The organism is Streptomyces sp. NPDC006529 (assembly GCF_040611795.1).
GTDB lineage: Bacteria > Actinomycetota > Actinomycetes > Streptomycetales > Streptomycetaceae > Streptomyces.
Genome location: NZ_JBEXPB010000007.1, coordinates 1 through 14,116, shown reverse-complemented (window position 1 = coordinate 14,116; position 14,116 = coordinate 1). Strand labels below are relative to the sequence as shown.

The 14,116-nt window shown below is 70.7% G+C and carries 6 protein-coding genes, 1 tRNA gene and 1 rRNA gene; 1 reads left to right on the top strand and 7 read right to left on the bottom strand.

Going from position 1 to position 14,116, the window contains the following annotated elements; translation table 11 throughout:
* Positions 1-30: 30 nt before the first annotated feature.
* The 4 genes from ABZY31_RS08000 to ABZY31_RS07985 all read right to left on the bottom strand — a co-directional run bounded on the left by ABZY31_RS08000 (position 31) and on the right by ABZY31_RS07985 (position 10,666).
* Positions 31-915 (bottom strand): RodZ domain-containing protein, encoded by an 885-nt coding sequence (locus ABZY31_RS08000; RefSeq protein ID WP_356406019.1) that lies wholly within the window; start codon positions 913-915, stop codon positions 31-33.
* A gap of 249 nt (positions 916-1,164) precedes the next feature.
* Positions 1,165-3,963, bottom strand: a complete 2,799-nt coding sequence (locus ABZY31_RS07995) for a DNA translocase FtsK (protein WP_356406017.1) — start codon at positions 3,961-3,963, stop codon at positions 1,165-1,167.
* A gap of 189 nt (positions 3,964-4,152) precedes the next feature.
* Positions 4,153-4,833, bottom strand: a complete 681-nt coding sequence (locus ABZY31_RS07990) for a response regulator (RefSeq protein WP_356406015.1) — start codon at positions 4,831-4,833, stop codon at positions 4,153-4,155.
* A gap of 274 nt (positions 4,834-5,107) precedes the next feature.
* Positions 5,108-10,666: a HAMP domain-containing protein gene (locus tag ABZY31_RS07985; RefSeq protein ID WP_356406013.1), complete on the bottom strand. Its 5,559-nt coding sequence runs from the start codon at positions 10,664-10,666 to the stop codon at positions 5,108-5,110.
* A 224-nt stretch (positions 10,667-10,890) separates the two neighbouring features.
* Here ABZY31_RS07985 and ABZY31_RS07980 point away from each other — a divergent pair, with 224 nt between their 5' ends.
* Positions 10,891-13,413, top strand: coding sequence for a SpoIIE family protein phosphatase (locus tag ABZY31_RS07980; RefSeq protein WP_356406011.1), 2,523 nt, complete (start codon positions 10,891-10,893; stop codon positions 13,411-13,413).
* 15 nt (positions 13,414-13,428) lie between these two features.
* Here ABZY31_RS07980 and ABZY31_RS07975 read toward each other — a convergent pair whose 3' ends face one another.
* From ABZY31_RS07975 to rrf, 3 genes are all read right to left on the bottom strand, one after another.
* Complete coding sequence (locus ABZY31_RS07975) at positions 13,429-13,620, bottom strand: hypothetical protein (protein WP_356406009.1); 192 nt, start codon at positions 13,618-13,620, stop codon at positions 13,429-13,431.
* A gap of 160 nt (positions 13,621-13,780) precedes the next feature.
* Positions 13,781-13,856, bottom strand: a tRNA-Thr gene (locus ABZY31_RS07970).
* Between the two features lie 5 nt (positions 13,857-13,861).
* Positions 13,862-13,978: ribosomal RNA gene (gene rrf, locus ABZY31_RS07965) — 5S ribosomal RNA — on the bottom strand.
* Positions 13,979-14,116 lie beyond the last annotated feature (138 nt).

Sequence of the window (14,116 nt, the reverse complement as noted above, 5' to 3'; positions counted from 1 at the left end):
TGGGTGCGTGGATGACGGTGAAACGGCCGGTCAGCCCGCCTGCGCGGTGCCCTGGCGCTGATCGTCCTTGGTGTAGGTGAGGCGCTCCACCTGTCCCGACTGGAAGCCGCCCTTGATCTCCTTGCCGTTCACGAACAGCTGGACGGCCCCGGCGTCGCCGAGCACGAGATCGATGGACTGCTTGTCGGTGAAGGTCTTGGTCTCTCCCGGCTGGAGGGTTCCGTCGAAGAGCAGGCGACCACTGTGGTCCTTCGCGGAGATCCAGCTCTCACCGGTGGTGGCCGTCATGACCACGGTGACGAGGTCCTTCGGGGCCGCGGCGATGGCACTGTCGGAGGGCTCCGGCTTGGGTGCCTGCGGGGTCGGTGCGGCCGGCTTGGCCGGCTTGGCACCGGACTGCTTGGGCGTGGCCTGCGGGGAGGCGGAACCTTCCGCCACCGGCCGCTTGGTGTCGGCGTCGCCGCCCTTGAGCGCGGTGAAGCCGACGAAGCCGATCACGGCGACGATCGCCGCGACCATGGCGGCGGTCCAGTTGGGCCGCTGCCGCTCGGGACGGATCCGTTCCGCCTCGAACATCGGAGCGGCGGGGGTCGGCGCCGGGCGGCCCCCGTGGGCGGCGTCGTAGCTCTCGACCAGGGGTTCCGGATCGAGGTGCACGGCGCGGGCGAGGGTACGGATGTGACCGCGGGCGTAGACGTCGCCGCCGCAGCGCGTGAAGTCGTCCTGCTCGATCGCGTGCACGATCGGGATGCGCACGCGGGTGGTGGAACTGACCTCGTCGACGGTGAGCCCGGCGGCGATCCGGGCCTGCTGGAGGGCCGTCCCGATGGACGGACCGGCGGCGGGCCGCTCGACGATCAGGTCGTCGGTCGAAGGCCGGTCATCTTCGGGGGAATTGGAGTTGCCGATGGACACGGGGGCGCCTTTCGAGCGTGTAGCCACCTGCTGGATGTCCAGTCTAGGGGGGTGACGAAAGGGTGGAGCAACCGGAGGGTGGCCTCCGTACGCCATCCGTATGGCATCGGGACGCTTGCCCCGCTTCCCCGCGGATACGCGCCCCGTTTCCCTGCGGACGCGCGGCGCGGGCGCACACGGCGCCACCCCTTTCCTCAACTTGACGAGCGGCCGGGGGAAACGGTTGCCCCCGTTTTCTTCACGACCCGGTCACGGTCCGGTCTCGCCCCGGATGACCGCGAGGACCCCGTCCAGCTCGTCCGGTTTGACCATCACGTCGCGCGCCTTGGACCCTTCGCTGGGCCCGACGATGCCGCGTGACTCCATGAGGTCCATCAGCCGTCCGGCCTTGGCGAAGCCGACGCGCAGCTTGCGCTGGAGCATGGAGGTCGAGCCGAACTGCGTGGTGACGACCAGTTCGGCGGCCTGGCACAGCAGGTCGAGGTCGTCCCCGATCTCCTCGTCGATCTCCTTCTTCTGCTTCTGGCCGACCGTCACGTCGTCCCGGAAGACGGGCGCCATCTGGTCCTTGCAGTGCTGGACGATCCCGGCGATCTCGTCCTCGGTGACGAAGGCGCCCTGGAGCCGGACCGGTTTGTTGGCCCCCATCGGCAGGAACAGCCCGTCGCCCTTGCCGATGAGCTTCTCGGCGCCGGGCTGGTCGAGGATGACCCGGCTGTCGGCGAGCGAGGAGGTGGCGAAGGCGAGCCGCGAGGGCACGTTCGCCTTGATCAGGCCGGTCACCACGTCCACTGACGGACGCTGGGTGGCGAGCACGAGGTGGATGCCGGCCGCGCGGGCCAACTGGGTGATGCGGACGATGGAGTCCTCGACGTCGCGCGGGGCGACCATCATCAGGTCGGCCAGCTCGTCGACGATCACCAGCAGGTACGGATAGGGGCTCAGCTCCCGCTCGCTGCCCGGCGGCAGCTTGATCTTGCCGTCCCGGATGGCCTTGTTGAAGTCGTCGATGTGCCGGAAGCCGAAGGCGGCCAGGTCGTCGTAGCGCAGGTCCATCTCGCGCACGACCCACTGGAGGGCCTCGGCGGCCCGCTTCGGGTTGGTGATGATCGGCGTGATCAGGTGCGGGATGCCCTCGTACGCCGTCAGCTCGACCCGCTTGGGGTCGACCAGCACCATCCGGACGTCCTCCGGGGTCGCCCGCACCATCACCGAGGTGATGAGGCAGTTGATGCAGGAGGACTTGCCGGAACCGGTGGCACCGGCGACCAGGACGTGCGGCATCTTGGCGAGGTTGGCCATGACGTAGCCGCCCTCGACGTCCTTGCCGAGCGCGACGAGCATCGGGTGGTCGTCCTCCGCCGCGTCCGCGAGGCGCAGGACGTCGCCGAGGTTGACCATCTCGCGGTCGGTGTTCGGGATCTCGATGCCGACCGCCGACTTGCCCGGGATCGGGCTGATGATCCGCACGTCGGGCGAGGCCACGGCGTAGGCGATGTTCTTGGCCAGGGCCGTGATCCGCTCGACCTTGACCGCCGGGCCCAGCTCCACCTCGTAGCGGGTGACCGTCGGGCCCCGGGTGAAGCCGGTGACCCTCGCGTCGACCTTGAACTCCATGAAGACGTTGCTCAGCGAGGCGACCACCGCGTCGTTGGCGGCGCTGCGGGTCTTGCCGGGGCCGCCGCGCTCCAGCAGGTCGAGCGAGGGCAGCGCGTACGTGATGTCCCCGCGCAGCTGGAGCTGCTCGGCGCGCGGCGGCAGCGCCTCGGTCCGCGGCGGAGCCTTGGTCAGATCGGGTACGCCGCCCGGTCCGGCGGCGGGGGCGGGCGCGGCCGCCGGGGCGGGCGGGGCCGCGGCCGGGGAGCCCTGGGGGGCGCCCGTTTCCTTCGGCTCGCCGCGCTGCTCGCGGGCGGGCGGCACCGGGGCCGTGATCTCGACGTCCTCCCGCGCGGGCGCGACCCCGTGGGTCAGGTCGGCGACGAGCGGTGAGGGCGGCATGCCGCCGTACACCGCTCCGTCCAGGGCGGCGGCCGCCGCGGCGGCGACGTCCACCGCGTCCATCCCGCGGTCCATGGCGGGCCGCGCCGGAGCGCGCCGGGGCCTGCGCCGCCGGGCGGCGAGGGCTTCCTCCTCGGCGGAGGCCGCCGGAGCGGCCGCGTCCGGGCGAGCCGCGGCGCCGGCCTGCTCGTTGGCCCGCCACCGCTCGGGATCGTGGCGGTCGCCCTCCTGCTCGGCGTAGGCGGTGTCGTACTCGTTGGGCGCGATCACCCCGAGCCGGATCCCGAGCCGGCGCAGCCGCTGCGGGATCGCGTTGACCGGGGTGGCGGTGACCACGAGCAGCCCGAAGACGGTGAGCAGCACGAGCAGCGGCACGGCCAGGGGCGCGCCCATGGTGAAGATGAGGGGTTTGGAGGCGCCCCAGCCGATCAGGCCGCCCGCGTTCTGCATGGCGGTGGTGCCCTCGTCCCGGCCGGGCGCGCCGCAGGCGATGTGGACCAGCCCCAGGACTCCGATGACCAGCGCGGTCAGGCCGATGCCGATCCGGCCGTTGGCGTCGCTCTGCTCGGGGTGGCGGATGAAGCGCACCGCCATGACCCCGAGGAGGACCGGCACCAGCAGGTCGAGCCGTCCGAACGCCCCGGTGATGAGCATCGTGACCAGATCCCCGACGGGACCGCTCAGGTTCGACCAGGTTCCGGCGGCGACGATCAGCGCGAGGGCGAGCAGGAGCAGCCCGACCCCGTCCTTGCGGTGGGCCGGGTCGAGGTTCTTCGCGCCGCGCCCCATGCCGCGGAAGACGGCGCCCACCGCGTGCGCGAGGCCGAGCCACACGGCGCGCACCAGGCGCACCACGCCCCCGGTCGGGGACGGTGCGGGCTTGGGCGCGGTCTTGCGGACCGGGGCGCGCTTGGCGGCCGCGGCCTTCTTCGCGGGCGGCCTGCCCGCGGGCGACGCAGCCTTCTTCGCCGGCGCCGTCGTACGGCCGGTGCGGGCCTTCGCGGCACCCGCGGCGCTCTGGGAACCCTTGCCGGACGTACGTGAGGCCATGGCCCCGAGGTTACCGGTGCGCACCCCGGTGGACACGCGTGCCCACCCCTTCACCCGTTCGTGTCGTCGTCCCGGTGCGTCATTTGACGTACGGCCAGAGCTGACAGCCCCTCAGCGCCGGTACCGCGCAAAGGGACCGGGCGGGCCGCTCGTCGCGGCCCGCCCGGTCTCCTTGCAGTGCGCCCCGGCTCAGGCCTGCGCGGGCAGCATCGTCGATCCGCCGCCGGTGCCCGGCTCCAGCGCGTCCAGCGCCCGGCGCAGACCGGTCAGCTTCCGCTCCAGATGGGCGGCGGTCGCCACCACCGCGGGATCGGCCGCTTCCTCGCCGAGCTGCTTGGTGAGCGCCTCCGCCTGCTCCTCGACCGCCGCGAGCCGGGCCGACAGCTCGGCCAGCAGGCCCGCCGTCTCCTTGCCCTCGACGCCGCCGGACCCGCCGCCCTCCAGCTGGAGCCGCAGCAGCGACGCCTGCTCCCGCAGCTGGCAGTTCTTCGTGTACAGCTCGACGAAGACCGAGACCTTGGCCCGCAGCACCCACGGGTCGAAGGGCTTGGAGATGTAGTCCACGGCCCCGGCGGCATAGCCGCGGAAGGTGTGGTGCGGACCGTGGTTGATCGCGGTCAGGAAGATGATCGGGATGTCCCGGGTCCGCTCCCGCCGCTTGATGTGCGCGGCCGTCTCGAAACCGTCCATCCCGGGCATCTGCACATCCAGCAGGATGACCGCGAAATCGTCTGTCAGCAGCGCCTTGAGCGCTTCCTCCCCCGACGACGCCCTGACCAGTGTCTGATCGAGCGCGGAGAGGATGGCCTCCAGCGCCAGCAGATTCTCCGGCCGGTCGTCGACCAGGAGGATCTTGGCCTTCTGCACCATGCCCTGTCCTCCTCGCCCCGGCATGGGGCCTCCCCGGCTCCTGGCTCCAGCGCTCAGCCCGGGGCCCGCCCCAGCAGGCGGCTTCCGTGCGCCGTCCGTCCTTGTGCCGGTCATCGTAGCCCCAGTCCCGAGATCGCCACACCCTGTCACCAAGATGTCACTGTGCACGAAGCAGAAACGGTGTGGGGGAGCAGAAGGTTCCCCGTATACCGCCCTCCCACACCGATGCGGACACAGTGCGTCAGCAATCGATACGTCTTCGTTCCCGTATCGATCACTTCCCGCGCATCCACTGCTCCATCACCGACAGCAGGAAGTCGGGATCGACGGGCTTGGTGACATAGTCGGACGCTCCGGAGTCGATCGCCTTCTCCCGGTCCCCCTTCATCGCCTTCGCCGTCAGCGCGATGATCGGCAGCCCCGCGAACTGCGGCATCCGCCGGATCGCCGACGTCGTCGCGTAGCCGTCCATCTCCGGCATCATGATGTCCATCAGAACGACCGTCACGTCGTCGTGCTGCTCCAGGACTTCGATGCCCTCGCGGCCATTCTCCGCGTACAGCACCGAAAGGCCGTGCTGCTCCAGCACACTGGTCAGCGCGAAGACGTTGCGCACGTCGTCGTCGACGATCAGCACCTTCTCGCCGTGAAAGTCGTAGGTGCGGGGCACCACCGGCAGCTCGTCCAGCGCGCCGCCCCACTCCTCCTCGTACCCCTGCGCCCCGTTCTGCGCACCCGGCATCCCCGGCCGCGCTCCCTGGTCGCCGGCCGCCTTGCGCCGCCGCCGGAACAGCGTCGCCGCCCCGTGCCCCTGCCCCGCGTGCTGCCCGTCGGCCCCCGGCGTACCGGAGGGCGCAGCCGCCACGGGCTGTACGGGCACGGCCGGCCCCGCCGGAGTCGTCGGCGCGGCCGGCAGTGACGGCATCACCGGAAGCGCGGACGCGACCTCGGCCGCCCTGCGGTACAGGTCCCCGCGGCCGCCGGGCGCGGGCGGCGAGTACCCCTGCGGCGGCAGTTCGCTCGGGTGCAGCGGCAGGTACAGCGTGAAGGTGGAACCGCGTCCCGGCTCACTGGCCGCGTGGATCTCGCCGCCCAGCAGCCGCGCGATCTCCCGGCTGATGGACAGCCCGAGCCCGGTACCGCCGTACTTGCGGCTCGTCGTCCCGTCCGCCTGCTTGAACGCCTCGAAGATCACCAGCATCTTGCTCGCCGCGATCCCGATCCCGGTGTCGGTCACCGAGAAGGCGATCAGGTCCGCGTCCGCCTCCCGCAGCGACCCGGCCTCCAGCAACTGCTCCCGGATCGCCTGCGGTACGTCCGCCCCGGCGGGCCGGATCACCAGCTCCACCGCGCCGCCGTCGGTGAACTTCACCGCGTTGGACAGCAGGTTGCGCAGCACCTGCAACAGCCGCTGCTCGTCGGTGTGCAAGGTGGCCGGCAGCTCCGGCGAGACCCGCACCGAGAAGTCCAGGCCCTTCTCCGCCGTCAGCGGCCGGAAGGTCGCCTCCACGTAGTCCACGAGCTGGACCAGCGCGATCCGCGTCGGCGAGACGTCCATCTTGCCCGCCTCGACCTTCGACAGGTCCAGGATGTCGTTGATCAGCTGGAGCAGGTCCGAACCCGCGCCGTGGATCGTCTCGGCGAACTCCACCTGCTTCGGCGAGAGGTTCTCGTCCGCGTTGTCCGCGAGCAGTTTGGCCAGGATCAGCAGCGAGTTGAGCGGGGTGCGCAGCTCGTGCGACATGTTGGCCAGGAACTCCGACTTGTAGCGCATCGAGACCGCGAGCTGCTCGGCGCGCTCCTCCAGGACCTGCCGGGCCTCCTCGATCTCGGTGTTCTTCACCTCGATGTCCCGGTTCTGCTGGGCCAGCAGCTCGGCCTTCTCCTCCAGTTCCGCGTTGGCGGCCTGGAGCGCCTTCTGCCGGTTCTCCAGCTCGTCGGAGCGCTCGCGCAGCTGCTCGGTCATCTCCTGCGACTGCTTGAGCAGCATCTCCGTCTTGGAGTTGACGCTGATGGTGTTGACGCTCGTACCGATCATCTCGGCGATCTGGCTGAGGAAGTCCTTCTGGATCTGCGTGAACGGCTGGAAGGACGCCAGCTCGATGACGCCGAGCAGGTTCCCCTCGAACAGCACCGGCAGCACGATCACATGGGCCGGCGGCGCCTCGCCCAGCCCCGAGGAGATCTTCAGGTAGCCCGGCGGGGTGTTCTCGACCAGGATCGTCCGCTTCTCCTCGGCGACCGTCCCGATCAACCCCTCCCCCGGCCGGAACGAGGTCGGCATGGAGCCGCCCGCGTACGCGTAGCTGCCGCGCATGCGCAGCTCGTACGGGCCGTCGTGGACGCCGTCGGCGCCGATCTCGGTGGCCCCGCCGGACGGCAGCGCCAGGAAGAACGCGCCGTGCTGCGCCGAGACCACCGGGGTCAGCTCGCTCATGATCAGCGAAGCCACGTCGTCCAGCTCCCGGCGGCCCTGCATGAGCGCCGAGATCCGGGCCAGGTTGCCCTTGAGCCAGTCCTGCTCCTTGTTGGCCAGGGTGGTGTCGCGCAGGTTGGCGATCATCGTGTTGATGTTGTCCTGGAGGACCTGGATCTCGCCCGCCGCGTCCACGTCGATCTTCAGGTTCAGATCGCCGCGGGTCACCGCCGTGGCCACGGCCGCGATCGCCCGTACCTGCCGGGTGAGGTTCCCGGCCATCTCGTTCACGGACTCCGTGAGGTCGCGCCAGGTGCCGTCCACGTCCCGGACCCGGGCCTGGCCGCCCAGGATCCCCTCGGTGCCCACCTCGCGGGCCACCCGGGTGACCTGGTCGGCGAAGGACGACAGCTGGTCGACCATGGTGTTGATGGTGGTCTTCAGCTCCAGGATCTCGCCCCGGGCGTCGATGTCGATCTTCTTGGTCATGTCGCCCTTGGCGATGGCGGTCGTGACCATGGCGATCTGCCGCACCTGACCGGTGAGGTTGGAGGCCATGAAGTTCACCGAGTCGGTGAGGTCCTTCCAGGTCCCCGAGACCCCGGGCACGTGCGCCTGACCGCCGAGGCGGCCCTCGGTGCCCACCTCGCGGGCCACCCGGGTCACCTCGTCGGCGAACGACGACAGCGTCTTGACCATGGTGTTGACCGTGTCCGCGAGCTGCGCGACCTCGCCGCGCGCCTCGACCGTGACCTTCTTGGTCAGATCGCCGTTGGCGACCGCCGCCGAGACCTGGGAGATGTTGCGCACCTGCGACGTCAGGTTGTTGGCCATCAGGTTGACGTTGTCGGTCAGGTCCTTCCAGATACCGGTCACCCCGCGCACCCGGGCCTGGCCGCCGAGGATGCCCTCGGAGCCCACCTCGCGCGCCACCCGCGTGACCTGCTCCGCGAAGGAGGACAGCTGGTCGACCATGGTGTTGACGGTCGTCACCAGCTCCAGGATCTCGCCCTTGGCGTCGACCGTGATCTTCTTCGACAGGTCGCCCATCGCGACCGCCGTGGTCACCTCCGCGATGTTGCGGACCTGCGAGGTCAGGTTGTTGGCCATGAAGTTGACCGACTGCGTGAGGTCCTTCCAGGTACCGGAGACCCCCTTCACCTCGGCCTGGCCGCCCAGGATGCCCTCGGTGCCCACCTCGCGGGCGACCCGGGTCACCTGCTCCGCGAAGTTCGAGAGCTGGTCCACCATCGTGTTGAGGGTGTTCTTCAGCTCCAGGATCTCGCCGCGCGCGTCCACGTCGATCTTCTGCGACAGGTCGCCGCGCGCCACCGCGGTCGCGACCTGGGCGATGTTGCGCACCTGCGAGGTCAGGTTCCCGGCCATGCCGTTCACCGAATCGGTCAGGTCGCGCCACACGCCGGCCACGCCGGGCACCTGCGCCTGACCGCCCAGGCGGCCCTCCGTGCCCACGTCCCGGGCCACCCGGGTCACCTGCTCGGCGAAGGCGGAGAGCTGGTCCACCATCGTGTTGATGGTGTTCTTCAGCTCCAGGATCTCGCCCCGCGCGTCCACGTCGATCTTCTGCGACAGGTCACCGCGCGCCACCGCCGTCGTCACCTGGGCGATCTGGCGCACCTGGGACGTCAGGTTCCCGGCCATGAAGTTGACCGAGTCGGTCAGCTCCTTCCAGGTACCGGACACCCCCTCGACCCGCGCCTGACCGCCGAGGCGGCCCTCCGTCCCCACGTCCCGCGCCATCCGCGTGACCTGGTCGGCGAAGGACGACAGCTGGTCCACCATCGTGTTCACGGTGTTCTTCAGCTGGAGCATCTCGCCGGAGACGTCCACGGTGACCTTCTGCGACAGGTCGCCGTTGGCCACCGCCGTGGTCACCTGGGCGATGTTGCGGACCTGGCCGGTCAGGTTCCGGAAGGCGGTGTTCACCGAATCGGTGAGGTCCTTCCACGTCCCCGCCGCCCCCGGCACCTGCGCCTGACCGCCCAGCTCGCCCTCGACGCCGACCTCGCGGGCCACCCGCGTCACCTCGGAACCGAAGGACTGGAGCTGGTCCACCATCGTGTTGACGGTGTTCTTCAGCTCCAGCATCTCGCCGGCCACGTCCACGGTGACCTTCTGCGACAGGTCGCCGTTGGCCACCGCAGTGGTCACCTGCGCGATGTCGCGCACCTGCGTGGTGAGGTTGCGGAAGACCGTGTTCACCGAATCGGTGAGGTCCTTCCACGTCCCCGCCGCCCCCGGCACCTGCGCCTGGCCGCCGAGCAGCCCCTTGGCGCCGACCTCGCTCGCCACCCGCGTGACCTCGTCCGCGAAGGTCCGCAGCGTCTCGGTCATCTGATTGATCGTTTCGGCGAGCTGGGCCACCTCGCCGCGCGCGCTCACCGTCACCTTCTGCGACAGGTCACCGCTGGCCACCGCGGTCGTGACCTGCGCGATCCCGCGCACCTGGGCGGTCAGGTTCCCCGCCATGGTGTTGACGGAGTCCGTCAGGTCCTTCCACACGCCCGCGACCCCGGGCACCTTCGCCTGGCCGCCCAGCTCGCCCTCGGTGCCCACCTCGCGGGCCACCCGCGTCACTTCGGAGGAGAACGACGACAGCTGGTCCACCATCGTGTTCACGGTGTTCTTCAGCTGGAGCATCTCGCCGGCCACGTGCACGGTGACCTTGCGCGACAGGTCGCCCTTCGCCACCGCCGTCGTGACGAGAGCGATGTCACGCACCTGGGCGGTGAGCCGGTAGGCCATCGTGTTGACCGAATCGGTCAGGTCCTTCCAGGAACCCGACATCCCGCGCACCTGCGCCTGACCGCCGAGCTTGCCCTCGGTGCCGACCTCCAGCGCCACCCGGGTCACCTCGTCGGTGAACGCCGAGAGCTGGTCGACCAGGTTGTTGACCGTCCGGCCGATCTTGAGGAACTCACCGCGCAGCGGATGCCCGGCCCCCTCGGCCGCCTGAGTCCGCAGGTCCATCCGCTGGTCCAGATCGCCCTCGGCGACCGCCGAGAGCACCCGGCCGACCTCGGAGACCGGCCGGGCCAGATCGTCCACCAGCTGGTTCGAGGCGTCGATCGCGGCCGCCCAGGAGCCCTCGCAGGCCCCCGTCTCCAGCCGCTCGCTCAGCTTGCCCTCGCGCCCGACCATCCGCCGGACCCGCGACAGCTCACCGGTGAGGTGCAGGTTTCGGTCGGCGACCTCGTTGTAGACAGCGGCGATCTCCGCCATCACGCCGTCGCCGGACACCGTCAGCCGCTTGCGGAAGTTCCCGTCCCGCATCGACACCAGGGCCGTGACCAGACGGTTCAATGCGGCGGTATCGACCTCGGTCGTGCTGCCCCGCCGGGACCGTCCGCCCTTCGCACGCGCACCTGTCCTGCGCGCTGCTACGCCAGACTCCACCGTGTCCCTCCCGAAAGGGTCGACCGCACCGCCGGGTCCTGACTCCACGCAACCCGGCTCTCCAAGCCTGTCCAGTGTTTCACCCCGGCCGAACCAGGCCATAACACTTCGGCACCTTCGCACACGGTCCACACCCTGTGGGGGGAATACCGGACGACCGCACCGCGCCGACCGCGAAGGTAAGTAACCTGGCACCCGATGTCCAACCGCGTCGGAGGAGACTTGTGATCACGGCACGGGCCGCTGCCAGCTTCGATCCGCTCGGGCGCTCCGTCGCCACCGCCCGCGCCTTCGTCCGCGACACCCTCCAGGGCTGGGGCTTCGCGGACATCGTCGACGACGCCGTGGTGCTCACCAGTGAGCTGGTCACGAACGCCGTGGTGCACGCCGGCACCCGGGCCGAGGTCCTGTGCCTGCGCACCGAGGACGGCGTACGGGTCGAGGTAGCCGACCGCTATCCGGAACGCGCCCTCCCGCTGGAGTACCCGGGAGAGCGGCCCTACGCGGACCCGGACCGCGAGAGCGGCCGCGGCCTCATGCTGTGCGCCGCCCTGGCCACCCGCTGGGGCGTCGAGTACACCGCCACCCACAAGCACGTGTGGTTCCGCCTGGACCTCCCGGACCGTCCGGTCGGTACCCGCTCGGCGGGCCCCGTCGTCCCGGACCAGCTGCTGCCGCTCGCGGACAGCCGCGTCCGCGTCGCCGTCGTCCAGATCGACGCCTCCGACGAGGTCATCGCCTGGAACGAGGACGCCGAGCACATCTTCGGCCACCCCGCCGAGAAGGCCGTGGGCCGCCCCCTCGCCGAGCTCGCCGCCTGGCCGCAGACCCCCGGCACCGGCACCGGCATCGCCGAAGCCCTGCGCCTGTCGCGCTGGGAGGGCAGCTACGGCATCCGCGGCGCCGACGGCCGCGTCATCCCCGTCTACGCCTCCCACCTGCGCGTCCGCGACGCCCACGGCGAGCCGTCCATCGTCTGCCTGCTCGTCCACGACGACGAGCGGGCCCTGCTCCAGAGCCCGGTCCGGATCCCCGCCGACGGCGGCATGCTCACCGAACCTCGCGCCGCCGACCCCTTCGAGATCTTCATCGGCTCTCCGGCCCCCGACGACCTCGACGGCCTGCTCCAGCGCACCGTCGAACGCGCCCGCGACCTCCTGGACGCCGACTCCGCCTTCCTGCTGCTCGCCACCGACGACGAGACCGAACTGGAGGTACGGGCCACCACCGGCCTGCCCTCCACCCGCCAGCGCTTCGCCCGCGTCCCCGTCGAGGCGGGCACCAACCGCTACGGCTCCGCCCGGATGCCCGCGGTCCACGACGACCTCGCCGCCGTCCCCGGAGCCGTCCCTCTCCTCGAATCCACCGGCATGCGCTCCGCGGTCACCGTCCCCCTCAAGGTGGAGGGCCGCCTCACCGGTTCCCTCGGCATCGCCGCCGAGGGCCCGGGCCGCTACTCGAACGAGGACGCCCTGCGCCTGCAGTTCGCGGCCGACCGGATCGCGCTCGCCGTGGAATCCGCCCGCCTCGGCGAGCTGGAACGCCTGCGCCGCGGCTCGCTCTCCTTCCTCGTCGAAGCCTCCGACCTGCTCGCGGGCACCCTCGACCGGGACCAGACCCTGGCCCTCATGGCCCAGATGACCGTGCCGACCCTGGCCACCTGGTGCGCCGTCTACACCATCGCCGACCAGTCCTCGGAGCCGTTCCTCTCCTTCGTCCTGCACGAGGACGAGGAACGCATCGACGACCTCAAGGTCCTGCTGTCCCGCGTCGCTCCGCCGGAGGCGCTGCGCGAGGCGGGCGCCCGTCCCTGGCCCGAGGCTTCGGCCGCCGTCGCCGGCGAGACCGTCGTCCTGCCGCTGATGGCCCGCAACCGCGTCATCGGCCTGCTCACCCTGGGCAAGCCCAGCGAGGAGCACTTCCGCCAGGAGATCCTCGAACTCGCCGAGGACCTCTCCCGCCGGGCCGCCCTGGCCCTCGACAACGCCCGGCTCTACTCCGAGCGCACCGCGATCAGCCGCTCCCTCCAGCGCAGCCTCCTGCCGCCCGGCTCCCCCGCCATCCCCGGCATGGAGGTCGAGGTCATCTACCGCGCGGCCGGCGAGGGCAACGAGGTGGGCGGCGACTTCTACGACGTCTTCCCGATCCGCACCGGGGTGTACGGCTTCGCCATCGGCGACGTGTGCGGTACGGGCCCCGAGGCGGCGGCGGTCACCGGCCTCGCCCGGCACGCGCTGCGCCTGCTGGCCCGCGAGGGCCTCGGCGGCCCGGCGGTCCTGGAGCGCCTCAACGCGGCCATCCTCGACGAGGGCGCCCGCAGCCGCTTCCTCACCCTGCTCTACGGCGAACTGCACCCGCAGCCCGACGGCAGCGCCCTGATGAAGGTCGTCTGCGCGGGCCACCCGCTCCCGCTGCGCCTGCGCCCGAACGGCGAGGTGGTCCCGGCCGCGGAACCGCAGCCACTGCTCGGCGTGATCGACGACCTGGACCTCTACGAGGAGACCGTCACCCTGGATCCGGGCGATGTCCTGCTCTGCGTCACGGACGGCGTGACCGAGCGCCGCGAGGGCACCCGGATGCTGGGCGACGACGGCCTCGCCGAAGTCCTCACGACCTGCACCGGCCTCACCGCGGGCGCGGTGGCCGCCCGCGTCCTGCGCGCGGTGGAACGCTTCGCCGCCGAACCCGCCTCGGACGACATGGCCATCCTCGCCTTCCGCGTCCCGCAGCCCCGCGAGGGCGACTGAGCACGCCCCCGGCCGCTATTTCCGGGGCAGAGTCGACAGGATCATGAAGGACGGCGCCGCCATCTGCCACGACCGGGGCTCACTGCCCCTGACGGCGACGTGGTGGACGGACCCTCCGCCGGGACCGGTGGGCAGCGGGGAGGCGCCTGCGACGGCGTGGACGGTCTTCGCCGTACGGACGGGTCGGCGGATCGGTTCGACGCTCATGGGGAGTCCTTCCGTGGTTCGGTGAACGCGAGCTGCTCTGCTCCCATTGCGCCCCGAACGCCGGCCCACGTCACGGCCCGAAGGTTCGGGGCTTGACACGCGGGACGGATACTGCCTGAAATGCAAGAAGGCCCCCGCCAATGGCGGGGGCCTTCTTTGTTGGAGCCCTTTAACGGAATCGAACCGTTGACCTTCTCCTTACCATGGAGACGCTCTACCGACTGAGCTAAAAGGGCGGGTTGTTCGGCGGCGTCCTACTCTCCCACAGGGTCCCCCCTGCAGTACCATCGGCGCTGAAAGGCTTAGCTTCCGGGTTCGAAATGTAACCGGGCGTTTCCCTAACGCTATGACCACCGAAACACTATGAAGTTAACCAAACCGGATATAGGCACAGTTCGTTACTTCAGAACTAACACAGTGGACGCGAGCAACTGAGGACAAGCCCTCGGCCTATTAGTACCAGTCAGCTCCACCCGTTACCGGGCTTCCACATCTG